19 protein-coding genes are annotated in these 23,289 nt (G+C 71.8%); 7 read left to right on the top strand and 12 right to left on the bottom strand.

The window, feature by feature from the left end:
* Position 1: 1 nt before the first annotated feature.
* On the bottom strand, positions 2-478 hold the full coding sequence (locus BLU95_RS30750) for a DUF948 domain-containing protein (RefSeq protein ID WP_093862842.1): 477 nt from the start codon (positions 476-478) through the stop codon (positions 2-4).
* A gap of 230 nt (positions 479-708) precedes the next feature.
* Here BLU95_RS30750 and BLU95_RS42540 point away from each other — a divergent pair, with 230 nt between their 5' ends.
* A complete protein-coding gene (locus BLU95_RS42540; RefSeq protein ID WP_159425045.1) occupies positions 709-2,910 on the top strand; it encodes an ATP-binding protein in 2,202 nt (733 codons plus the stop codon).
* A gap of 125 nt (positions 2,911-3,035) precedes the next feature.
* Positions 3,036-3,329, top strand: coding sequence for a tetratricopeptide repeat protein (locus tag BLU95_RS30740; protein WP_093865246.1), 294 nt, complete (start codon positions 3,036-3,038; stop codon positions 3,327-3,329).
* A gap of 96 nt (positions 3,330-3,425) precedes the next feature.
* On the opposite strand, the gene rpsD is transcribed toward BLU95_RS30740, so the two are convergent.
* From rpsD to ppk2, 3 genes are all read right to left on the bottom strand, one after another.
* Positions 3,426-4,040 carry a 30S ribosomal protein S4 gene (gene rpsD, locus BLU95_RS30735; protein WP_030396046.1) on the bottom strand — a complete coding sequence of 205 codons (615 nt, stop codon included), beginning with the start codon at positions 4,038-4,040 and terminating at the stop codon, positions 3,426-3,428.
* Between the two features lie 321 nt (positions 4,041-4,361).
* On the bottom strand, positions 4,362-5,921 hold the full coding sequence (locus BLU95_RS30730) for a replication-associated recombination protein A (RefSeq protein ID WP_231977898.1): 1,560 nt from the start codon (positions 5,919-5,921) through the stop codon (positions 4,362-4,364).
* Positions 5,922-5,979: 58 nt separating this feature from the next.
* Entirely contained in the window at positions 5,980-6,765 is a 786-nt protein-coding gene (ppk2, locus tag BLU95_RS30725) for a polyphosphate kinase 2 (protein WP_093865245.1), read from the bottom strand.
* Between the two features lie 336 nt (positions 6,766-7,101).
* Between ppk2 and BLU95_RS30720 the strand changes: the two genes are divergently transcribed.
* The gene (locus BLU95_RS30720) at positions 7,102-8,064 is read left to right on the top strand and encodes a LysR family transcriptional regulator (RefSeq protein WP_093862840.1); all 963 of its coding nucleotides are present in this window, start codon (positions 7,102-7,104) and stop codon (positions 8,062-8,064) included.
* Here BLU95_RS30720 and BLU95_RS30715 read toward each other — a convergent pair.
* From BLU95_RS30715 to BLU95_RS30700, 4 genes are all read right to left on the bottom strand, one after another.
* Positions 8,061-8,567, bottom strand: a complete 507-nt coding sequence (locus BLU95_RS30715; protein WP_502689753.1) for a GNAT family N-acetyltransferase — start codon at positions 8,565-8,567, stop codon at positions 8,061-8,063. The genes BLU95_RS30720 and BLU95_RS30715 overlap by 4 nt on opposite strands.
* Positions 8,568-8,669: 102 nt before the next feature.
* On the bottom strand, positions 8,670-10,460 hold the full coding sequence (aspS, locus tag BLU95_RS30710) for an aspartate--tRNA ligase (RefSeq protein ID WP_093862838.1): 1,791 nt from the start codon (positions 10,458-10,460) through the stop codon (positions 8,670-8,672).
* A complete protein-coding gene (gene hisS / locus BLU95_RS30705) occupies positions 10,457-11,719 on the bottom strand; it encodes a histidine--tRNA ligase (protein WP_093862837.1) in 1,263 nt (420 codons plus the stop codon). Before hisS ends, aspS begins: the two co-directional genes overlap by 4 nt.
* 11 nt (positions 11,720-11,730) lie before the next feature.
* Positions 11,731-12,438: an MBL fold metallo-hydrolase gene (locus tag BLU95_RS30700; protein ID WP_093862836.1), complete on the bottom strand. Its 708-nt coding sequence runs from the start codon at positions 12,436-12,438 to the stop codon at positions 11,731-11,733.
* A 279-nt stretch (positions 12,439-12,717) separates the two neighbouring features.
* On the opposite strand from BLU95_RS30700, the gene BLU95_RS30695 reads away from it, so the two are divergent.
* The 4 genes from BLU95_RS30695 to BLU95_RS42535 all read left to right on the top strand — a co-directional run bounded on the left by BLU95_RS30695 (position 12,718) and on the right by BLU95_RS42535 (position 16,872).
* Complete coding sequence (locus BLU95_RS30695) at positions 12,718-13,551, top strand: peptidylprolyl isomerase (RefSeq protein ID WP_093862835.1); 834 nt, start codon at positions 12,718-12,720, stop codon at positions 13,549-13,551.
* A gap of 265 nt (positions 13,552-13,816) precedes the next feature.
* Complete coding sequence (locus tag BLU95_RS30690) at positions 13,817-15,046, top strand: DUF349 domain-containing protein (protein ID WP_093862834.1); 1,230 nt, start codon at positions 13,817-13,819, stop codon at positions 15,044-15,046.
* 461 nt (positions 15,047-15,507) lie between these two features.
* Positions 15,508-15,822 (top strand): ricin-type beta-trefoil lectin domain protein, encoded by a 315-nt coding sequence (locus BLU95_RS30685; protein WP_093862833.1) that lies wholly within the window; start codon positions 15,508-15,510, stop codon positions 15,820-15,822.
* A gap of 75 nt (positions 15,823-15,897) precedes the next feature.
* On the top strand, positions 15,898-16,872 hold the full coding sequence (locus BLU95_RS42535) for a hypothetical protein (protein WP_159425044.1): 975 nt from the start codon (positions 15,898-15,900) through the stop codon (positions 16,870-16,872).
* A gap of 51 nt (positions 16,873-16,923) precedes the next feature.
* Here BLU95_RS42535 and BLU95_RS30680 read toward each other — a convergent pair whose 3' ends face one another.
* From BLU95_RS30680 to secD, 4 genes are all read right to left on the bottom strand, one after another.
* Positions 16,924-19,365 carry a RelA/SpoT family protein gene (locus BLU95_RS30680; protein WP_173862169.1) on the bottom strand — a complete coding sequence of 814 codons (2,442 nt, stop codon included), beginning with the start codon at positions 19,363-19,365 and terminating at the stop codon, positions 16,924-16,926.
* A gap of 228 nt (positions 19,366-19,593) precedes the next feature.
* On the bottom strand, positions 19,594-20,178 hold the full coding sequence (locus BLU95_RS30675; protein ID WP_093862832.1) for an adenine phosphoribosyltransferase: 585 nt from the start codon (positions 20,176-20,178) through the stop codon (positions 19,594-19,596).
* 25 nt (positions 20,179-20,203) lie between these two features.
* Positions 20,204-21,304, bottom strand: a complete 1,101-nt coding sequence (secF, locus tag BLU95_RS30670; RefSeq protein ID WP_093862831.1) for a protein translocase subunit SecF — start codon at positions 21,302-21,304, stop codon at positions 20,204-20,206.
* A 4-nt stretch (positions 21,305-21,308) separates the two neighbouring features.
* Positions 21,309-23,153 (bottom strand): protein translocase subunit SecD, encoded by a 1,845-nt coding sequence (secD, locus tag BLU95_RS30665; protein WP_400746564.1) that lies wholly within the window; start codon positions 23,151-23,153, stop codon positions 21,309-21,311.
* Between the last annotated feature and the right edge of the window lie 136 nt (positions 23,154-23,289).

The following is a 23,289-nucleotide window of genomic DNA, read 5'->3' as shown; positions in this document are numbered from 1 at the left end:
GTCAGCCCCTCACCGCGCGCCGGACCCGGGACAGCAGTCCGGTCCTCGGCGCGGTCGCGGCGCGGACCTCGGCCCGGACCAGCCGGGCCAGTTCCTCGCGCTCGGACGGCTGGGTGGGCAGCGTCGCGGTGCCCTGCTGCTTGGCGACGGCCTTGCGCACGCCGTAGCTGAACGCCGCGACCTTGACCAGCGGACCGCCGAGGGTCGCCGCGACGGTGGAGGAGAGCGCGTTGGCGTTGGCCGCCGCGTCCTGCACGTTGGCGGTGATCTCGTCCACCCGCTCCAGCTGCTCGTTGGCGCTGCGCACGGCGGCACCGGCCTCGGTCAGCAGCGGCACGGCCTGCTCGGTGACGGCGGAGACGAGGACGGTGGCCTCCTTGAGGACCCGCGAGAGCCGGACCAGCACGACGGCGAGCAGGGTGACCAGGACAGCCCAGAACACGGCGACGAGCAGACCGGCCAGCTCTCCCACGGACACCTTTGCGCGCTCCCTCGCCTCGCTGTTTCCCAAGGGGAACCCTATCGCGACCGCACCGGGTTTCCGGACCGGGTTTCCGCCGCGGGGCGCGCGGCGAACCGACCGGGTGTGCGATCCGCGCGCGTAACCTACCCGCCGGTCACCTCGTTCTGCCAGGCAGGTCGCCACCCGCGCGGCCGAGCCGGACGCCCGGGCCGACCTGGCCCGGGCCTCGAAACGGGGAGCAGGGCTTGGATCGGGATTCCACACCACGTCCGGACCGGCCGGTGCCGGGGCGGCTCCCGGCGGAGGTCACCAGCTTCGTCGGCCGGCGGAACGAGCTGACCGAGCTGGCCCTGCTGCTGGCCGAACGGCGGCTGGTGACGGTCACCGGCCCGGGCGGGGTCGGCAAGACCCGGCTGGCGCTGCGGGCCGCCGCGCGGGCGGCCGGGGCGTTCCCGGACGGCACCTGGCTGGTCGAGGCGGCACCGGTGCAGAACGGCCAGTTGCTCGGGCACGCCGTCCTGGAGGCGCTGCGGCTGACCGACGGAACGGCGCGGGCCCCGATGGAGGTGCTGACCGAGCGGCTCGCCGGGCGCAGGCTGCTGCTGGTGCTGGACGGCTGCGAGCACCTGGTGCCGGCCTGCGCCGAGCTGGCCGTGGCGCTGCTGCGGGCGCTGCCGGGGCTGCGGGTGCTGGCGACCAGCCGGATGGCGCTGCGGACGGCCGGGGAGCACCTGCTGAACCTGGCCCCGCTGCCGGTCGGCACCGCCGGCGCGGTCGCCCCGGGGGCGCTGCCGGACGCGGCGCTGCTGTTCGCGGACCGGGCCCGGGCGGTGCTGCCGTCGTTCGCGGTCACCGCCGAGAACGCGGAGGCGATCGCCCAGCTGTGCCGGCGGCTGGACGGCATCCCGCTGGCGGTCGAGCTGGCCGCGGGGCGGCTGCGGGCGCTGTCGGTGGAGCAGATCGGCGCGCGGCTGGACGACCGGTTCCGGCTGCTGACCGGCGGTGATCCGGCCGCCCTGCCGCGCCACCGGACGCTGCGCACCACGATCGGCTGGAGTCACGAGCTCTGCACGGAGCAGGAACGTTTACTCTGGGCGCGCCTGTCGGTCTTCGCCGGCGGCTTCGACCTGGACGCGGCCGAGTACGTGTGCGCCGGCGAGGGCGTCGACCCGGACGAGCTGCTGGACCTGCTCACCGAGCTGGTCGCCAAGTCCGTGGTCCTGCGCGAGGACAGCCCGTTCGGCGTCCGGTTCCGGCTGCTGGACACCCTCCGCGAGTACGGACTGCGCTGGCTGCGCGCGGCCGGCGAGGAGCCCCGGCTGCTGTGCCGGCACCGGGACTGGTACCTGGGCGTGGCCACCTGGGGCGAGGTCGAGTGGTTCGGTCCCCGGCAGGCGGAGACCGCCGAGCGGACCGAGCTGGCGCACACCAATCTGCGGGCCGCCCTGGAGTTCTGCCTGGCCGAGCCGGGCGAGGAGCAGATCGCCCTGCTGATGGCCGGCACGCTGTGGTTCTACTGGGTGGGCTGCGGCCACCTCGGCGAGGGCCGGCACTGGCTCGACCGGGCGCTCGCCCTCGCGCCCGAACCCACCGAGGCCCGGGCCAAGGCGCTCTGGGTGACCGGCTACATGGCCACCCTCCAGGGCGACCTGGTCTCCGCCCGGCCCGCGCTGGAGGAGTGCCGCCGCCAGGCGCTGGCCACCGGCGACGACCGCGCGCTCGCCTACGCGGTGCACCGGCAGGGCTGCGCGGCGCTGATCGGCGACGAGCCGGCCCGGGCGGCGGAGCTGTTCGAGGAGGCGCTCTGGCACTACCGCACCATCGGCGAGCTCAACAGCAACGTCCTGATGGCGATGTTCGAGCTGGGCATCGCCTACCTGTTCCAGGGCGACCAGGACAGCGGCGAGCTGTGGCTCGGCCAGGTCCGCGAACTGTGCGAGGAGCACGGCGAGCAGTGGGCGTACGCGTACGGGCTGTACGCGTTCGCGTACTCGCACTGGCTGAACGGCGAGGTCCGCCCGGCCCGGTCGCTGGCCCGGGAGAGCGTCCGGCTGAACCACCTCTTCAACGATCTGCTGGGCATCGTGCTGGCGATCGACCTGCTGGCGCTGCTGGAGACCGAGCCGGCCGGCCCGGGCGAGCCGGGGGACCTGCGCGAGGCCCGGGTGCTGCAGGGCGCGGCGCACCGGATCTGGCAGGCGGTCGGCAAGCCGTTCTTCGGCTCGCGCACCTTCAACGGCCCGCACCGGGCCTGCGAGGAGCGCGCCGTCGCCGGGCTGACCGAGCAGGAGTACGCCGACTTCTTCGCCACCGGCACCCGGCTCGACCTGGACGCCGCCGTGCACCGCGCGCTGGGCGGCGGCGAGCACCCGGAGGACCCGGGGGCGCGGCCGGGACCGGGGCCGCTGCCGCCGCCGGCCCCGCTGCCTTCCCCGGTGGGCCGCTGAGGGCCGCGGCAGCCCCCGGGCGGCCCGGGAATAGTTGAAACTTGTCCTTTGCTGGAGGGGGCAGACCGACCGGCCCGTACGGAAGGAGCACCCCCGTGGCCACCAACCTCGCCGACGACTACCGCATGGCGAACTTCTACTTCGACTCCAAGGCGTACACCGACGCCGCCCGGATGCTGGAGGGGGTGCTCGCCGAGGAGCCGGCCAACCTGTCGGTCCGGCTGCTGCTGGCCCGCAGCTACTTCCACTCCGCCCAGCTCCGCCGGGCCGAGGCGGAGCTGCGCCTGGTGCTGGACGCCGACCCGGCCGAGGACTACGCCCGGCTGATGCTGGGCCGCACCCTGGAACGCCAGGGCCGCCACGACGAGGCCCGGCCGCACCTGCGGCTGGTCGCCGCGATGACCGGCGAGCAGGTCTGACACCCTCCCCCGGACAGGCCCCGCACAGGGGCGAGCCCCCGCCGCCACAAGGGCGACGGGGGCTCGCTGGGTACCGCAGGTGATACCGCTCGCGGGTCAGCGCGAGTAGTACTCGACGACGAGCTGCTCGTCGCAGATCACCGGGACCTCCTTGCGCTGCGGCGCGCGGTCCAGGCGGAAGGCCAGGGCCTTCAGGTTGACCTCGAGGTACTTCGGGGTCTGGCCCTCGCCCGCGTTGCCACCCTCACGGGCGACCTGGAACGGGACCTTCTCCTTGCTGCGCTCGCGGATGGTCACCACGAAGCCCGGCTTCATCTGGAACGACGGCTTGTTGACCTTGCCGCCGTTGACCTCGACGTGGCCGTGGACGACCATCTGACGGGCCTGGTAGATGGTGCGGGCGATGCCCGAACGCAGCACCAGCGAGTCGAGGCGGGTCTCCAGCTCGGCGACGAGCGCCTCACCGGTCTTGCCCTCGGCCTTCTTCGCGCGGTCGAACGCACGGGCCATCTGCTTCTCGCTCAGGTCGTACTGAGCGCGCAGACGCTGCTTCTCGACCAGACGGACCTTGTAGTCCGAGTTCTGCTTGCGACCACGGCCGTGCTGGCCGGGCGGGTACGGGCGGGCCTCGAAGTACTTGACGGACTTCGGGGTCAGCGGCACGCCGAGCGCACGCGCGATCTTGACCTTGGGACGCTTCTGGTTCGCCATGAACCAAACCTTCCTTACTGACGAATACGGCTTCACCAGGTGTTGACGGAGGTCGCATGTCGCGGCCCGGAGAAAACCCCACCGCGCTGGGCGGTGCGATCAGCCGCTCTCCGGAGCCGGGCACGAGTGTGCTGGTCACACGGGCGGACCGGAAGCCGGTCGTCCGCGACACCTGGACGGTGCGCGACGCTCCTGGTGCGGACCCCCCGGAGGGGGTCTACGGCCACTGCCCCGCTGGTGCGGCCGGTCGGTCGGGTCTCCCCCACCGCCGTCCCGGGACATGGCACTCCGGCCGAGTATACCGGCAGATCACCGGCGCCCTCACCCGGCCTCCCGCTCCCCCTCCGCGGCCGCCTCCGGCCCGTGCTCCGGCTCGTGCTCCGGCCCGGACTGCGGGCCCGGCTCCGGCTTCGGGTCCGGCTTCGGGTCCGTCCTCGCCCCGGACTTCGGGACCGACCCGGGCTCCGCCTTCGCCCCGGACTTCGGGCCCGCCCCCGGGCCCGGCTTCGCTTCCCCCTTGGCCGGACCGGCCGGCTCGCCCCGCAGCCGCCCCCTGGTCCACTCCACGACGTCCGCGTACCGCGCCTCCCCGCCGCGCCGGGTCGGCCGGTAGTACGCCCGCCCGTGCACCGCGTCCGGCGCGTACTGCTGGCTCGCGATGCCCTCCGGCAGGTCGTGCGGGTACTGGTAGCCCTTGCCGTGCCCCAGCTTGCCCGCGCCCCCGTAGTGCGCGTCCCGCAGATGCGGCGGCACCGGCCCGGCGAGGCCCTGCCGGACGTCCGCGAGCGCCGCGTCGATCGCCAGGTAGGCGGCGTTGGACTTGGGCGCCAGGGCGAGCGCGATGGCCGCCTGGGAGAGGATGATCCGCGCCTCCGGGAAGCCGATCAGCGCCACCGCCTGGGCCGCCGCCACCGCCGTCGGCAGCGCCGTGGGATCGGCCAGGCCGATGTCCTCGCTCGCCGAGATCATCAGCCGGCGGGCGATGAAGCGAGGGTCCTCCCCCGCCTCGATCATCCGGGCCAGGTAGTGCAGCGTGGCGTCGACGTCACTGCCGCGGATCGACTTGATCAGCGCGCTGGCCACGTCGTAGTGCTGGTCGCCGTCCCGGTCGTAGCGGACGGCGGCCTGGTTGACGGCGGTCTCGGTGCTGGCGAGGGTGATCTCCGCCTCCCCCTGCTCCAGCGCCGCCCCGGCCGCCGCCTCCAGCGTGGTGAGCGCCTTGCGGGCGTCGCCGCCGGCCAGCCGGACCAGGTGGTCCTCGGCCTCCGCGGCCAGCTCCACCGCGCCGCCCAGACCGCGCTCGTCCACGACCGCGCGGCGCAGCAGCGCCCGGACGTCGTCGTCGGTCAGCGACTCCAGGGTGAGCAGCAGCGAGCGGGAGAGCAGCGGGGAGATCACCGAGAAGTACGGGTTCTCCGTGGTCGCGGCGATCAGGGTCACCCAGCGGTTCTCCACCGCCGGGAGCAGGGAGTCCTGCTGGGCCTTGGAGAAGCGGTGGATCTCGTCGAGGAAGAGCACCGTCTCCCGGCCGGTCATGCCGACCGCGCGCCGGGCGCCGTCGATGACCGCGCGGACCTCCTTGACCCCGGCGGTGATCGCGGACAGCTCGACGAAGCGGCCCTCGACGGCCTGGCTGATGACGTGCGCGAGCGTGGTCTTCCCGGTGCCGGGCGGGCCCCAGAGGATCACCGAACTGGTCGCCGCCGGGCCGCGCGACCCCGACACCAGCCGGCGCAGCGGGGAGCCGTCCTTGAGCAGTTTCCGCTGCCCGGCCACCTCGTCGACGGTGCGCGGGCGCATCCGCACGGCGAGCGGGGCCCGGCCGGGCTCCTTGGCCTGGCGTTCCTCGGCGGCGGCGGTGAAGAGGTCCGGTTCGTCCACACCGGAAGCCTATGCGAGGCCTCCGACAGCCCGCCCCGGCCACGGCTGCCGGAGGGCGCTACCCGTCGAGCCGGGCCGCGTGGTCCGGCACGTACTTCTGGAGGTCCCGCGGCGGCCGCCGGTAGCCCTGCGAGGCCGGGCGCTCCGGCAGCTCGATCGGCCGCGGGCCCACCTCGCGGTACGGGACGGTGGAGAGCAGGTGGGCGATCATGTTGATCCGGGCCCGCCGCTTGTCGTCGCTCTCCACCACGTGCCAGGGCGACTCCGGGGTGTCGGTGTGCAGGAACATCTCGTCCTTGGCCCGCGAGTAGTCCTCCCAGCGGGTGATCGACTCGACGTCCATCGGCGAGAGCTTCCAGCGCTTCATCGGGTCCGCCAGCCGGTCCCGGAAGCGGCGCTCCTGCTCGGTGTCGCTGACCGAGAACCAGTACTTGCGCAGCAGCAGGCCGGACTCGGCGAGCATCCGCTCGAAGATCGGGGCCTGGTGCAGGAACTGCCAGTACTCCTCCTCGCCGCAGAAGCCCATCACCCGCTCGACCCCGGCGCGGTTGTACCAGCTGCGGTCGAACAGCACGATCTCCCCGGCGGCCGGCAGGTGCTCGACGTAGCGCTGGAAGTACCACTGGGTGCGCTGGCGCTCGGTCGGCGCGGGCAGTGCGGCGACCCTGGCGATCCGCGGGTTCAGATACTCCGTCACCCGCTTGATCGCGCCGCCCTTGCCGGCCGCGTCGCGCCCCTCGAACACCACCACCAGCCGGGCGCCCTCGGCACGCACCCATTCCTGGAGCTTCACCAGCTCGTGCTGGAGCCGGAGCAGTTCGCGCTCGTACGGCTTCCTCGCCAGCCGCCCGACCGGACCCTCCGGCCGGTCCGGACCGGCCGGCCCGTCCTGGGCGGCGCCGCCCCTCCCGGGGCCGCTCTGCTCGTGCTCGGCCTTGGCTGCCACCTGGGCGCCTCCGTTCGGCGGGGTGCTGATGATCCCTCACCGTACGTCCTGGGGCCGGTTCCCGCAGGTCCCGGCCGGGCCGCGGCGGCACCCCGGGAGTGTTCCGGCCCGGCACCGGCGGCCCCCTGAACCGTCGCTGCCGGGCTCCCCCGTCGACCGGCCCGAGGACCGAACGACCCACGATGACCCAGACCTGCCGAACGGGTCCAATTCCCGGTTCCATAACCTAGGGGCATGGATGTCGACACCCGTCTGCTGCGCGGCTTCGCCGCGGTCTGCGAGGAGGGGCAGCTGACCGCGGCGGCGGCCCGGCTGCTGGTCTCCCAGCCGGCGCTGACCAAGCGGATCCGGCAGCTGGAGACCCTGCTCGGGGTCGAGCTGTTCGAACGCTCGCGGCACGGTATGACCCCGACCCGGGCCGGTCTGGCGCTGGCCGCGCACACCGACGCGCTGATGGCCGGCTGGGAGGAGGCGCTTCGCGCCACCCGGGCGGCCGCGGCCGAGCACGGCTCGACGCTCCGGGTGGGCTTCGAGGGCGGCATCATCAACCTGATGACCCGGCGCACGGTCGCGGACTTCGCCCGCCGGATGCCGGGCTGGCAGGTGGAGCTGAGGCAGAACAACTGGTTCGACCCGACCTCCGGGCTGGCCACCGGCGAGATCGACCTCACCCTCTGGCACGCGCCGCCCTCACTGGCCCGGCGCTACGGCGTGGCCGTGCTGGGCGAGGAGCCGCGCTGCGCGGCGCTGCCGGCCGGACACCGGCTGGCCGGCCGTGCGGTGATCGACTTCGAGGAGCTGCTCGACGAGCCCTTCGTGGCGATCCCGCACGAGTCCGGGCACTGGCGGGACTACTGGCTGGCGGTCCGGGAGCGGGGCGGGCGACCGGTGCGGATCGGCGCGGTGGCGCACAACACCGACGAGTGGCTGGCCGCGGTGGTGTGCGGCCAGGGCGTCGGCTTCGCCCCGGAGACCATGAGCCGGCTGGCACCGCGCGAGGATGTCGCGTACCGGCCGGTGCGGGGGTTGAGCCCGTGCCAGGTCGGGCTGTACTGGCCCAAGGACCGGACGCCGACACCTGCCATGGCCGCGTTCGTGCGCAGCTGCCGGGCCACGGTGGGTCTCGGGAACCGGATCGACGAGCGAGGGGCTCGGGACGCGCCCCGGGGCGCCCCGGAGGGCCCCGGAACGCCCTAGACGGCCTCGAAGGGCTCCGGGTAACGGCACAGGCCCCTCGGGGAGCCGTCGTACCCGGGCAGGGCGAGCGTCTGGAAGTACCCCTCGGGCACCTCGAACGGGCCGCTCACTTCGTGCCGCTGGGCCGGGATGAAGCCGAAACGGCCGTAGTAGTCCGGGTCGCCGAGCACGACGACGAGCTTCTCGCCGGCCTCCTCGGCGGCCGCCAGCGCGGCCCGGACCACCAGCTCGCCGACGCCCTTGCGCTGCCACTCGGGCGCGACGGCGACCGGCGCGAGCGCCAGCCCGCTGCCCTCGCCGACCCGCAGCCGGGAGAGCAGCGCGTGGCCGACGACCAGCCCGGTGTCGTCGACGGCGACCACCGACAGCTCCGGCAGCCAGGCCCGGTCGCGGCGCAGCGCGTCGACCAGGTCGGCCTCGTCGGGGCCGGGGAAGGCCGCCATGTGGACTCGTCTGGTGGCCGGAGCGTCCTCGGGACACTCGATTCTGGTACTGACCTTCACAGGGGATCCCTCTCTCTGTCGCACGCCGTTGTGGACCGGCCCCGGACAGCACGGTTGCTGTCCGGGGCCGTGAAAGGTTAGCCGACTCCGGCCGACGTACTGTCAGGCCTTCGGCTGCGCCTCGGACTTGGCGTCCTCGCGGACCTTCGGCTGGGCGTCCACGCCGGCCTCGCGGCGCTGCGCCGGGGTGATCGGGGTGGGAGCACCGGTCAGCGGGTCGCCACCGGTGGACGTCTTCGGGAAGGCGATGACGTCACGGATGGTGTCGTACCCGCCGAGCAGGGTGACGATCCGGTCGAGGCCGAAGGCGACGCCACCGTGCGGCGGCGGGCCGTAGTTGAAGGCGTCCAGCAGGAAGCCGAACTGCGAGGCGGCCTCCTCCTCGGAGAGCCCGATCGCGTCGAACGCCCGCTTCTGCACGTCCCGCTGGTGGATACGGATCGAACCGCCGCCCAGCTCCGAGCCGTTGAGCACGAGGTCGTAGGCGTTGGACAGGGCGCTGCCCGGGTCGGTGTCGAAGGTCGCCAGCGACTCGGCGGTGGGGGCGGTGAAGGGGTGGTGCACCGCGTGCCAGCCCTGGAAGGCGCCCTTGTCGTCCTCGATCGGCTCGAACATCGGGAAGTCGACGACCCAGAGGAAGGCCCACTGGGACTCGTCGATGAGCTCGCAGCGGCGGCCGATCTCCAGTCGGGCGGCGCCGAGCAGCTCCTGCGAGGGGCGCTCCTTGCCGGCCGCGAAGAAGACCGCGTCGCCGTTCTTGGCACCGGCGGCGGCGGCGAGGCCGGCCAGGTGCTCCTCGGAGAGGTTCTTGGCGACCGGGCCGCGCAGCTCGCCGGTCTCGGCGTCGATGAGCACGTAGGCGAGGCCCTTGGCGCCGCGCGCCTTGGCCCAGTCCTGCCAGGCGTCGAGCTGCTTGCGCGGCTGCGAGGCACCGCCGGGCATGACCACGGCGCCGACGTACGGGGCCTGGAAGACCCGGAACTCGGTGCCGCGGAAGTACTCGGTGAGGTCGGTGAGTTCCTGGCCGAAGCGGACGTCCGGCTTGTCCGAGCCGTAGCGGCCCATGGCGTCGGCGTAGGTCATCCGCGGCAGCGGGTTCGGGACCTCGTAGCCGTGGACCTCGCGCCAGATCGAGCCGATGATCTTCTCGCCGAGGGCCAGGATGTCCTCCTGGTCGACGAAGGAGGCCTCGATGTCGAGCTGGGTGAACTCCGGCTGGCGGTCGGCGCGGAAGTCCTCGTCGCGGAAGCAGCGGGCGATCTGGTAGTAGCGCTCCATGCCGGCCACCATCAGCAGCTGCTTGAACAGCTGGGGCGACTGCGGCAGGGCGTACCAGTGACCGGGCTGGAGGCGCACCGGGACCAGGAAGTCGCGGGCGCCCTCGGGGGTGGAGCGGGTGAGGTACGGCGTCTCGATGTCGAGGTAGTCGTTGTCCTCCATCACCCGGCGGATGATGTTGTTGACCTTGGAGCGCAGGCGCAGGCCCTTGGCCGGGCCCTCGCGGCGCAGGTCGAGGTAGCGGTAGCGGAGGCGGACCTCCTCGTTGACCGTGCCGGGCTCGTACTCGGCGACCGGGAACGGCAGCGGCGCGGCCTCGGAGAGGACCTCGATCCCGCTGACCACGACCTCGACGGCGCCGGTCGGGATGTCGGGGTTCTCGTTGCCCTCGGGGCGGACCCGGACGTCGCCGACCACCTTGACGCAGTACTCGGCGCGCAGGCCGTGCACCGAGTCGAGGTCGCGGACCACGATCTGCACGGTGCCGGAGGCGTCGCGCAGGTCGATGAAGGCGACGCCGCCGTGGTCGCGGCGGCGGGCGACCCAGCCGGCCAGGGTGACGGTGGTGCCTGCGTGCTCCGGGCGGAGCGTGCCCGCGTCGTGCGTGCGGATCACAGCTGCTTCTCCTTCAGGGTGGTGACGAGTGCGTCGAGGGCGACCGGGTTCTGCTCGCCGGTGGTGAGGTCCTTGAGCTGGACGACCCCCTCGGCGAGGTCCCGGTCGCCGGCGACGAGGGCGAAGCGGGCGCCGGATCGGTCGGCGGACTTCATGGCGTTCTTGATGCTCTTGACGCCGAAGGCGAGGTCGGTGGCGACGCCGGCCCGGCGCAGCTCGACCACCTTGGCGAACAGGACGTTCTTGGCCTCCTCGCCGAGCGCGACGGCGTAGACGGAGGTGGCGGCCGGCAGGTCGAGGGCGACGCCCTCGGCCTCCAGGGCCAGGAAGGTGCGGTCCACGCCGAGCGCCCAGCCGACCGAGGGCAGCGCGGGGCCGCCGATCATCTCGGACAGGCCGTCGTAGCGGCCGCCGCCGCCGATGGCGGACTGGGCGCCGAGGCCGTTGTGCACGAACTCGAAGGTGGTGCGGGTGTAGTAGTCCAGCCCGCGGACCAGCTTGGGGACGTCGACGAAGGCCACGCCGTTGGCGGTGAGCAGCTCGCGGACCTTCTCGTCGTAGGCCTTGCAGTCCTCGCAGAGGTAGTCGCGCAGCATCGGGGCGCCGACGAGCTGGGCCTGCACGGACTCGCGCTTGTCGTCGAGCACGCGCAGCGGGTTGATCTCCGCGCGGCGGCGGGTGTCCTCGTCGAGGTCCAGCCCGGCCAGGAACTCGATCAGGGCGGCGCGGTAGACCGGGCGGCACTGCTTGTCGCCGAGGCTGTTGAGCAGCAGCGAGTAGTCGCTCAGGCCGAGCGCGCGGAAGGCGTCGTCGGCGAGGACGATCAGCTCGGCGTCCAGCGCCGGGTCCTCCGCGCCGATCGCCTCGGCGCCGACCTGCGAGAACTGGCGGTAGCGGCCCTTCTGGGCGCGCTCGTAGCGGTAGTACGAGCCGGAGTACCAGAGCTTGACCGGCAGGTTGCCCTGCTTGTGCAGGTTGGCCTGGAGCGCGGCGCGCAGCACCGAGGCGGTGCCCTCGGGGCGCAGCGCGAGCTCGTCGCCGCCCTTGGTGGTGAGGGTGTACATCTCCTTGGAGACGATGTCGGTGGACTCGCCGACACCGCGGGAGAACAGCTTGACGTCCTCGAAGACCGGGGTCTCGATGTACCCGTAGCCGGCCCGGCGGGCGGGGGCGGCGATGGCCTCGCGGATCGCCAGGAAGGTCGCGGAGCTGGGCGGCAGCAGGTCGTAGGTGCCCTTGGGGGCGGTGAAGGTGCTCAACTTCTCTTCCGTCACATTCCTCGTCGCGGGAAAGCCGGGGCGCCGTCCGCCCCCGCTGCCTGTCGGAGGTAGGGGTTGGTGGCGCGCTCGCGGCCGATGGTGGTCTGTCCGCCGTGGCCGGAGAGGACCACGGTGGCGTCGTCGAGGGGCAGGCACACCCGGGCCAGCGAGCGCATGATCGCCTCGCTGTCCCCGCCCGGGAGGTCCGTCCGCCCTATGGAGCCGGCGAAGAGCAGGTCGCCCGAGAAGAGCACCGGGGGAAGGTCCTCGGCGCCGGGCGTCCGGAACGTCACCGACCCCCCGGTATGGCCGGGGGCGTGGTCGACGGTGAGCGAGAGGCCCGCGAGCTCCAGCACGCTGCCGTCGGTCAGCTCGCGGACGTCGTCCGGCTCGCCGACGGTGAGCTCGCCCATCAGCTGGGTGCCCAGGGAGCGGCCGAGCGCCCGCTCGGGGTCGCTCATCATGTAGCGGTCCTCGGGATGGATCCAGGCCGGGACGCCCTTGGCGCCGCAGACCGGGACCACGGAGGCGACGTGGTCGATGTGGCCGTGGGTGAGCAGCACCGCGACCGGCTTCAGCCGGTGCTCGCGGACGAGTTCCTCGACACCGGCGGCGGCCTGGTGGCCGGGATCGACGATGACGCACTCCTCGCCCGGTCCCGGCGCGACCAGGTAGCAGTTGGTGCCCCAGGCTCCAGCGGGGAATCCGGCGATGAACACGCTCGTCCTTCGGTGTCGGTCTCGGGCTCTGGGGCTTCGGCCGCCGCGGTGGCTTCGGCTGCTGCTACAAGCTGTGATTGCAGGGGCAGCCTACCGGCGGTCCGGGTCCGGTTGCGAACCAGATCCGGGTGACAGGTTCACTTCGACCTGACAGGTTCACCCCGTTCTTACGGTCGCGGTCCCTACACTTGGCCGCCGATGGGTGCGATGATCCGCATCGGCATCGCACACACGACGCCCACACATCAGCGACCAGCACATCCGTAGGAGACAGAGCCGGTGGTCAGCAGCGAACAGCGGCGGCGGCAGCTCGCCCGGGACAAGTACGAACGCCAGGCGGAGCGCCGGGCCGCCGCGGCGGCCGCGCGCAAGCGCCGCAACAGCGTGCTCGGCGCGGCGTTGGCGGTGGTCGTGCTGGCCGGCGGCGGCACCCTGTTCGCGACCGGCGCCTTCGACTCGGACGACAAGAAGAAGAGCGACCCCGCCGCCCAGGCCGCGCCCACCCCGACCGAGCCCTCGGTCCCGACCCGCAAGGCCGTCGACGGCTGCGTCGAGGCCGCCCCGGGCAGCCCGAACGGCAAGCAGTGGCAGGCCGAGCCGGCCATGACCGTGGACGCCAAGGCCACCTACACCGCGACGCTGGACAGCAACTGCGGCAAGGTGACGCTGGCGCTGGACGCCGCCAAGGCCCCGCACACGGTCAACTCCTTCGCCTTCCTGGCCGGCGAGCAGTACTTCGACCACACCAAGTGCCACCGCCTCACCACCGACGGCATCTTCGTGCTGCAGTGCGGCGACCCGACCGCCAGCGCGACCGCCCCCGGCGGCACCGGCGGCCCGGGCTACAAGTTCGCCGACGAGAACCTCACCGGCGCTACCTACCCGGCCGGCACCGTGGCGATGGCCAACTCCGGCCCCGGCACCAACGGCAGCCAGTTCTTCCTGGTCTACAAGGACACCCAGCTGCCGCCGAACTACACCCCCTTCGGCAAGATCACCGGCGGTCTGGACGTGCTCCAGAAGATCGCCGCCGCGGGCACCCTGGAGGGCGGCACGGACGGCCACCCGATGGCCGACGTCACCCTCAACTCGGTGACGGCCGCCAAGGGTTGATCCGCCCCGGGACCGGCCCGGCGGCGCCCCCGCGGCCCGCCGGGCGGTCCCGGCCCCGAAATCGCCCGGCCCGGATGCGGACAGCACCGGGCCTGGTCGCCTATGTTGGCGTTGTATAGGGTGCCCAGACCCGCCGGCCGTCACCCTCGGCAAGCAGGACACGGCGGACGGGGACGGCGGACTCATCGGTCCGCCGCACATCAACTGTGGACGACGGACGCCTGCCGCCCCGGCGGTGGGCGCGACGTCATGTGGAGGACGCGCTATGAGCAGCGACCCGTGGGGCCGTGTCGACGAGCAGGGCACGGTCTACGTCAGGACCGCGGACGGCGAACGCGTCGTCGGCTCCTGGCAGGCCGGCTCGCCCGAGGAGGCGCTCGCCTACTTCGAGCGCAAGTACCAGGGCATCGAGGTGGAGATCGGCCTGCTGGAGAAGCGGGTGCGCACCACCGACCTGGCCGCCAAGGACGCCCAGGCCGCGCTGGAGCACCTGCGCGAGCAGGTCACCGAGGCGCACGCGGTGGGCGACCTGGCCGCGCTGGCCAAGCGCCTGGACACGCTGACCGGCGAGATCGACAGCCGCCGCGAGGAGCGCAAGGCCGCCCGCGCCAAGGCCCAGGACGAGACCCGCACCGCCAAGGAGGCGCTGGTCGCCGAGGCCGAGCAGCTCGCCGAGTCCACCCAGTGGCGGGAGGCCGGCGACCGGCTGCGCGCCCTGGTGGACACCTGGAAGGCCCTGCCCCGGCTGGACCGCAAGAGCGACGACGAGCTGTGGCACCGCTTCTCGCACGCCCGCTCGGTCTTCTCCAAGCACCGCAAGTCGCACTTCGCGTCGCTGGACGCCGAGCGCGAGCAGGCCCGGCTCACCAAGGAGCAGCTGGTCGGCGAGGCCGAGGCGCTCTCCTCGTCCACCGACTGGGGCGACACCGCGGCCGCCTACCGCGACCTGATGGCGCGCTGGAAGGCCGCCGGGCGCGCCCAGCGCGACATCGAGGACGAGCTGTGGGCGCGGTTCCGCGGCGCCCAGGACGTCTTCTTCCAGGCGCGTTCCGCGGTCTTCAGCGAGCGTGACGCCGAGCAGGTGGCCAACCAGAAGCTCAAGGAGGCGCTGGCGGCCGAGGCCGAGACCATCCTGCCGATCACCGATCTCAAGGCCGCCAAGGCGGCGCTGCGCGAGATCAACGAGCGCTGGGAGGCCATCGGCCACGTGCCGCGGGACGTCCGCCCGAAGCTGGACGGCCGGCTGAACACGGTCGAGCGGGCGATCCGCGAGGCCGAGGACAGCGAGTGGAAGCGCTCCAACCCGGAGGCCAAGGCCCGCGCGGCCGGCATGGTCGGCCTGTTCCAGGCCAAGGCCGACAAGCTGCGCGCCGACCTCGACAAGGCCCGCGCGGCCGGCAACGCCTCTCGGACCGCGAAGCTGGAGTCCGAGCTGGCCGGCGTCGAGGAGCTGCTGCAGCAGGCCCACCGCAGCCAGGAGGAGTTCAGCGGCTGATCCGCCAGGCTCCACAGAAAAACGGCATGGCCATTCGGCCATGCCGTTTTTTCGTGCGATCACAAGTTCAAGCCGAAGGGCAGCAATCAGTTTTCACTCCCTTCACTCCCGACGCATATGTTCAATTCAAACTCCAAAAAATATCAATCCAGTCGGACATCGGGTGAAATGTCGCCTATTTTTCGAAAAACAAAAGTCGGTAGCGCCCGCACGAACTGTTGTGATAGAAATCAACTGCCACCGCGGACCAGGCGGCGGCCGCCCCACTAGTGAAACTCTAGAGAGGGAGAATTATGGCTCGCAATCGCACAGCAAAAGCCCTGGTAGTTACCGCAATCTCCGCAACACTCTTCGCAACGAGCAGTGGAGTCTCCTCTGCGAGCGAAAGTCAGAACGGTTCGGTCACTTGGAAGAACAAGCGGACCAAGCTTTACCTCGAGTGGGGCCGCAACACCCAGCAGGTGTGGACGGACAGCGGAAACGGGGTCCTCTCCCGCTGGTACGACGAGCAGACGAACGACGGCAGCTATGTGGAGCGAGGCGCCATCCGGACCTGCCTCACCAACTACAACGACCTGGTCTACACCGAGCCGTGCGACGGAGACGCCTCCGCGAACGCTTCGAACTGGTACCAGCGTTGGTACGAGATCAGCACGCCGACCGGATGGAAGCTGCAGAACCGGATGACCGGCCGCATCCTGGACTCCAATGAGTACGGCCAGGTGTACACCCTCGGCGACTTCGGGGACTCCGATCTGAACCAGCGCTGGGAGTAGCACCTGTGGCGGGCGATTCGGAACGGCCGAGTCGCCCGCCAGCATCTGCACTTCCCACACGCGATCGAGGGACAAATGCGCTCGTTCAAACAGGGGTTCGGCATCATTGCCGCAGTGGGTGCCTTGCTCGTCGCCGGGTGCGGATCGGCCGACAGCGGGAAGGCGAGCACTGGTGCCGAGCATGCCGAGACGCCGGTCACCCCACCACTCCTGTCCGCGCCGGCCCGGGACTTGGATCAGCCGTTCAGTTTCAACGCCGGCGGCGCCGTCATCCGACCCGACGGATCCGTGGAACTCCCATTGGACCAGTACGATGCCTGGGAGGCGCAGCGGCTCACCGCACGCGCGCGATCCGTCCTCGCCGACCAGTGCCTGCGAGCCAAGGGCCTGGAACTCCCCGACGTCCTCCGCAATCGAACGGACTTCGCGTCGCCACCCGCCACGACCCTCTACGGCGTCATCAGTTTCGATATCGCCCGAATCTACGGGTACCGCCAACCGCCGAACTCCGTGGAGCAGGAAAATCCAGCACAAGGATCTTCGCCGAATATTTCCCCCGAGGTCGCTGCAGAATATTTCGAGGATCGCGCACGAGGAAAATCAGGATGCATCGGTGAGGCCAGGGAAAAGCTCGACGAGACTCGCCCCAGAGAAGCCTATCTATTCGTTCAGCGGCTCCGAGGGCGCTCCCAGGAGGAGGCCAGGCAGGACCAACGAGTAAAGGAGGCCACCGCTCGGTGGAGCTCCTGCATGAAGGCATCGGGACTCGCCTACAACAACCCTCTTGAGCCTGCGCATGACAAGTCCCTCTTGGGCAAAGGTCTTCCCCTGCCTTCAGGCGCAGCGCTGCCGCCGCCGTCGCCCGAGGAGGTGACGGCGGCCGTCACCGACATCCGGTGCAAGCGACAAACGCAATACCTGGAGACAGTCACACTCGTTACTGCGGCTTACCAGGGCGAACTCATACGAAGCAACCAGCGGGCACTGGATGATGGTCAGATCCAGTGGGAAGCCCAGTCCCAACGGGCACAAGCGGTTCTTGCTCATTGAACGGGTGGGGCCCAGCCCCCGGAGGACGGGCCCCACCCGTAGCGCCGCCTGCTACTTGCGGGCCGAGGTGACGCGGTAGACGTCGTAGACGCCCTCGACGCCGCGGACCGCCTTGAGGACGTGGCCGAGGTGCTTGGGGTCGCCCATCTCGAAGGTGAACCGGCTCATCGCCACCCGGTCGCGGGAGGTCTGCACCGCCGCCGACAGGATGTTGACGTGCTGGTCCGACAGCACCCGGGTGACGTCCGAGAGCAGCCGGGAGCGGTCCAGCGCCTCGACCTGGATCGCCACCAGGAACACCGAGGACTGGGTGGCCGCCCACTCGACGTCGATCATCCGCTCGGGCTGCTGGCTGAGCGCCTCGACGTTGACGCAGTCGGCGCGGTGCACCGAGACGCCGTTGCCGCGGGTGATGAAGCCCACGATGCCGTCGCCCGGGACCGGGGTGCAGCAGCGCGACAGCTTCACCCAGACGTCCTCGACGCCCTTGACGATCACACCGGGGTCGCCCTTGGCCCGGCGGCGCACCGCGCGCCGGTTGTCGTGCGTCGGCGTGGCCGTCTCGGCGAGGTCCTCGGTGGCGCCCTCCTCGCCGCCCAGCGCCTGCACCAGCTTCTGGACGATGTTCTGCGCCGCGACATGGCCCTCGCCGATCGCCGCGTACAGCGAGGAGATGTCGGGGTAGCGCATCTCGTGGGCCAGGGTGACCAGCGAGTCCCCGGTGAGGATCCGCTGGATCGGCAGGCCCTGCTTGCGCATCGCCCGGACGATCGCCTCCTTGCCCTGCTCGATCGCCTCCTCGCGGCGCTCCTTGGAGAACCAGGCCCGGATCTTGTTGCGGGCCCGCGGCGACTTGACGAAGCCCAGCCAGTCCCGGGACGGTCCGGCGTTCTCCGCCTTGGAGGTGAACACCTCGACGGTGTCGCCGTTCTCCAGGGTCGACTCCAGCGGCACCAGCCGCCCGTTCACCCGGGCCCCTATGGTGCGGTAGCCCACCTCGGTGTGCACCGCGAACGCGAAGTCCACCGGGGTGGCGCCAGCCGGGAGCGCTATCACGTCGCCCTTGGGCGTGAAGACGAAGACCTCGTTGCTGGCCAGGTCGAAGCGGAGCGACTCGAGGAACTCGCCCGGGTCGGCGGTCTCCTTCTGCCAGTCCAGCAGCTGCCGCAGCCAGGCCATCTCGTTGACGGCGCCGGCCTTGTCGTCCTTGCGGGTCTGGGTCGGGGTGTCGGTGCGCACCTTGGAGGCGCCGGCCACCGCCCGCTGCTTGTACTTCCAGTGCGCGGCGATGCCGTACTCGGCCCGGCGGTGCATGTCGAAGGTGCGGATCTGCAGCTCGACCGGCTTGCCCCCGGGACCGATCACCGTGGTGTGCAGCGACTGGTACATGTTGAACTTGGGCATCGCGATGTAGTCCTTGAACCGCCCCGGCACCGGGTTCCACCGCGCGTGGATGGTGCCCAGCGCCGCGTAGCAGTCGCGGACGGTGTCGACCAGGACCCGGATGCCCACCAGGTCGTAGATCTCGGCGAAGTCCCGGCCCCGGACGATCATCTTCTGGTAGACCGAGTAGTAGTGCTTCGGCCGGCCGGTGACGGAGGCGGTGATCCGGGCGCCGCGCAGGTCGCCCTGGACCTGGTCGATGACGGTCGCCAGGTACTCGTCCCGCTTGGGCGCGCGCTCGGCGACCAGCCGGACGATCTCGTCGTACATCTTGGGGTAGAGGATCGCGAAGGCGAGGTCCTCCAGCTCCCACTTGATGGTGTTCATGCCCAGCCGGTGCGCCAGCGGGGCGTAGATCTCCAGCGTCTCGCGGGCCTTCTTCTCCTGCTTCTCTCGCTTGAGGTAACGCATGGTGCGCATGTTGTGCAGCCGGTCGGCCAGCTTGATCACCAGGACCCGCGGGTCCTTGGCCATCGCGACGACCATCTTGCGGACCGTCTCGGCCTGCGCGGCCTCGCCGAACTTGACCCGGTCCAGCTTGGTGACGCCGTCGACCAGCAGGGCCACCGAGTCGCCGAAGTCCTTGCGCAGGGTCTCCAGGCCGTAGTCGGTGTCCTCGACGGTGTCGTGCAGCAGCCCGGCCATCAGGGTCGGGGCGTCCATGCCCAGCTCGGCCAGGATGGTGGCGACCGCCAACGGGTGGGTGATGTAGGGGTCGCCGCTCTTGCGCTTCTGCCCGCGGTGCCACTTCTCGGCGACCGCGTACGCCTTCTCGATGTCCCGCAGCAGCGCCGGATCGGCCTTGGGGTCGTTGGCCCGGATGGAGCGGAACAGCGGCTCCAGCACCGGGTTGAGGACGCTGGAACGCTGGCCGCCGAGGCGGGCGAGGCGGGCGCGCATGCCACCGGTGGTGGAGGCCCGGCCGCCGCCCGGCGCGGGCGGGCGGGACGGGGTCGGCGCCGGGCGTGCCGGGGTGGCCCCCGAGGGCGTGGGCCGGTTCTCGGGGGCGGCCGCAGCGGCCTTGGGCACAACCTCGTCGGGCAAGGACACTCCTCGGGGCGCTCGGCCGGCCCCCCGCGGGCGCCGTGCGGCACTCGGACCGCGCCTCGCACAACCGGGAGGGGATGAACCTTCATGGTACCGAGCCCGGCGCCGGGCCGTTCGGTCGGCCGGGCCCCGCACACGGACCGGACACACGCCGGACACGGGGACGGGCGGCGGCCGGATGATTCCGACCGCCGCCCGTCCGGGTCGTGCGTCCTCAGACCGTCGCCGGCGTCAGACCATGACCAGCGTCTCCAGCGGAGCGCCGCCCAGGTGCGGGGCGAGCCGCTCGCGCCCGCCGAGGAAGCCCAGCTCCATCAGCACCACGACGCCGGCCAGCTCGGCCCCGGCCTCCCGGACCAGGTCCAGCGAGGCACCGATCGTCCCGCCGGTGGCCAGCACGTCGTCCACCACCAGCACCCGCTCACCGGGCTTGAAGGCGTCGCACTGCACCTCCAGCGTCGCCGAGCCGTACTCCAGCTCGTAGGAGCGCCGGAACACCTCGCCGGGCAGCTTGCCCTGCTTGCGGATCGGCACGAAGCCGAGCCCGGCGGCGAAGGCCGCCGGGGCCGCCAGCACGAACCCACGGGCCTCCAGGCCGACCACCTTGGTCGCCCCGAGCTCCCGCGCCCGGTCCGCCAGCGCCCGGGTGAGCGCCGCGAAGGCCTCGGCGTCGGCGAGCAGCGGCGCGATGTCCTTGAACAGCACGCCCGGCTTCGGGTAGTCGGGGACGTCCCGGATCCGGCTGGTGAGCAGCGCGGAAAGGGGGCCCCTCCTGCCCGGCGGCGGGCAAGGAGGGACGGTGTCGGCGGTGGTCACGAAGGGTCCTTACGGTCGGCGGGGATCAGCGCTTGGTGGACGGACGGCCCTTGGCACGCGTGGTGCCGGCCGCCCGGCCGCGCTGACCGACCATACCCGCCGGCAGGTCCTCGTCCGCGATCTCCTCGCCGTCCCCGGCCTCCGCCGCCGCGGCGGCCTTGGCCTCGGCCGCCCGGCGCTGGGCGACCCGCTTGGCGAGGGCCTTCATCTCCGGCTGCTCCTCCTTGAGCTGCGCGAGCAGCGGGGTGGCGACGCAGATGGAGGAGTAGGCACCGGCGGCGAGACCGATGAACAGGGCCAGCGAGATGTCGTTCAGGGTGCCGGCCCCGAGCAGACCGCCACCGATGAACAGCAGCGCCGCCACCGGGAGCAGGGCGACCACCGTGGTGTTGAGCGAGCGGACCAGGGTCTGGTTGAGGCCCGCGTTGGCCGCCTCGCTGTAGGTGAGCTTGTTCTGCTTGGTGAGGTCCTTGGCGTTCTCCTTCACGGTGTCGAAGACGACGACCGTGTCGTAGAGCGAGTAGCCGAGGATGGTCAGGAAGCCGATCACGGTGCCCGGGGTGACCTCGAAGCCGACCAGGGCGTAGACGCCGATGGTGATCAGGAGGTCGTGGATGAGGGCGACCAGGGCGGCCACCGCCATCCGCCACTCGAAGGCGATCGCCAGGTAGATCGTCACCAGGATCATGAAGATCACGAGGCCGGTGATCGCCTTGTTGGAGATCTGCTCGCCCCAGCTGGGGCCGATCACCTGGGCGCCGATCTCCTCGACCGGTACGTCGATGGCCTTGGAGAGCTTGCCGGTGAACTCCGAGGAGGTGGTCTTGTCCTCCGACGAGACCTGGATCCGGATCTTGCCGTTGTCGGTCGACTGCACCAGCGGGTGCGAGGACACGATCTTGTCCACGGCGTCCTGGGCCTGCGACACCGTGAGCCCGGGCTTGGTCACGGTGTAGACCGAACCGCCCTTGAACTCGATGCCCAGGTGCAGGCCCATCGCCAGGCCGATCGCGGCGACCAGCACGATCACACCGGAGATGCTGTACCAGAGCTTGCGGCGGCCGACGAAGTCGAAGCTGACCTCGCCCTGGTAGAGCTTGTGGCCCAGATTGGAGAAGCGCGACACGGTGTCAGGCCCCCTTCACGGCGGCGGAGGACGAAGGGTTGCGACGACGGGTGCTGCGCAGCGGCGGACGGGCGCCCAGCCGCTTCGGGTCCAGGCCGGACCACGGGTGGCCGTCGGAGAAGAACTTCCGGCGGGCCAGCAGCGTGATCAGCGGCTTGGTGAAGAGGAAGATCACCACGACGTCGAGCGCCGTGGTCAGGCCCAGCGTGAACGCGAAGCCCTGCACCTTGCCGACCGAGACCACGTAGAGCACGGCGGCACAGAGGAAGGAGACGAAGTCCGAGACCAGGATGGTGCGCCGGGCGCGCGGCCAGGCCCGCTGGACGGCCGGGCGCAGCAGCGCGCCCTCGCGGACCTCGTCGCGGATGCGCTCGAAGTACACGATGAAGGAGTCCGCGGTGATACCGATCGCGACGATGGCGCCGCAGACCGCGGGCAGGTTCAGCGCGAAGCCGATCCCGCCGCCGAGCAGGCTCATGATCGAGTAGGTCAGGGCCGCCGAGACGAGCAGACCGGCGATCGAGACCAGGCCGAGGCCGCGGTAGTAGACCAGCGAGTACAGGACCACCAGGATCATGCCGATCAGACCGGCGATCAGGCCGGCCTTCAGCTGGTCGCCGCCGAGCTGCGGGGAGACGGTGGTGACGTCGCTGGTGGTGAACTCCAGCGGCAGGGCGCCGAAGCTCAGCACGTTGGCGAGGCTCTGCGCCTCGTCCTGGGTGAAGCTGCCGGAGATCACGGCCGAGCCGCCGGGGATGGCGCTGCGGACGTACGGGTGGGAGACGACCTGGCCGTCCAGCACGATGGCGAACTGGTTGGTCGGGTCCGGCTGGGTGGCCAGCTGGCCGGTGACGGCGGTGAAGGCGTCGGTGCCCTTGCCGTCGAACTGCAGCTGGACCTGCCAGCCGCCGCCCTGCTGGGTGTCGATGGTCGCCTGGGCCTTGGAGACGTTCTTGCCCTCGACCGCGACGGGGCCGAGCGCGAGCTTGTAGAACAGGCCCCGCTCGTCCTTCTGCGTGCAGGCGACGGCCGGCGCGCCGTCGGCGCCCTGGTAGTTCTTGTTCCGCTGGTCCGGCTTGCTGCAGTCCAGTGCGGCGAACTGCGCGGCCAGCTCCGGCGGCACGGTGCCCGAGGTCATCGCCGCGGAGAGGTCCGGGTTGGCCGGGGGCGTGGCGGCGGCCGACGGCGTGCCGGTCGCGGCGGCCGGGGCGGCGCTCGGGGTGGCGGAGGCGGCGGCACCGGTGGTGGCGACCGGCGACGGGGTGTTGTCGGCCGCGAGGGCCTCGCCGGCCGGACGGCCCTGCTTGGTGGCGCTCGCGCTCGGCGTGCCGGTACCGGCCGCGGTGGCGGCGGCGCTCGGGGCGGCGGTGCCGGTCCCGGTCGCGGCGGGGGTGGCGGCCGGGGTGCCGGTCGCGCCCGCCGACGGGGTCGCGGTCGGGGCCGGGGCCTGGACGCCGCTCGGGGCGAGGGCGAGGACCGGGCGGAAGAACAGCTTCGCGGTGGTGCCGACCTGGTCGGCCGCGGTCTGCTTGTCCCCGCCCTTGGGGATGTTCACGATGATGTTGCGGTCACCCTGGGTCTGCACCTCCGCCTCGGAGACGCCCATCCCGTTGACCCGCTGCTCGATGATCCCGGTGGCGACGTCCATGTTGGACTTGTTGATCGCCTTGGGGTCGCTCGACTTCGCACTCAGCGTGATGCTGGTGCCGCCGGCGAGGTCGATCCCGAGGCGGGGCTTGGTGTTGCCCGTCCCGAACATGAGGGCGACCAGTCCGACGGTGACGACCAGGATGAGGGCCAGCGCCCGCCCTGGGTAGCCGTCGCGCGGGCGCGACTTGGGTGTTGCCACCTTGCTCGTTTCTCCCTGTCCATGCCACTTCCCCCCACCGGACCCCGCCCGGCTCGTGGCTGGACGGGGTGTGGCGGAACTGCGGCCCTGAGTCCTGTGGGCTCGCGGCGTGACGCCGCGCGACCGGGCGGGTTGC

The organism is Streptomyces sp. TLI_053, assembly GCF_900105395.1.
Classification (GTDB): Bacteria; Actinomycetota; Actinomycetes; order Streptomycetales; family Streptomycetaceae; genus Kitasatospora.
This window is presented reverse-complemented; position numbering and strand designations above follow the sequence as displayed.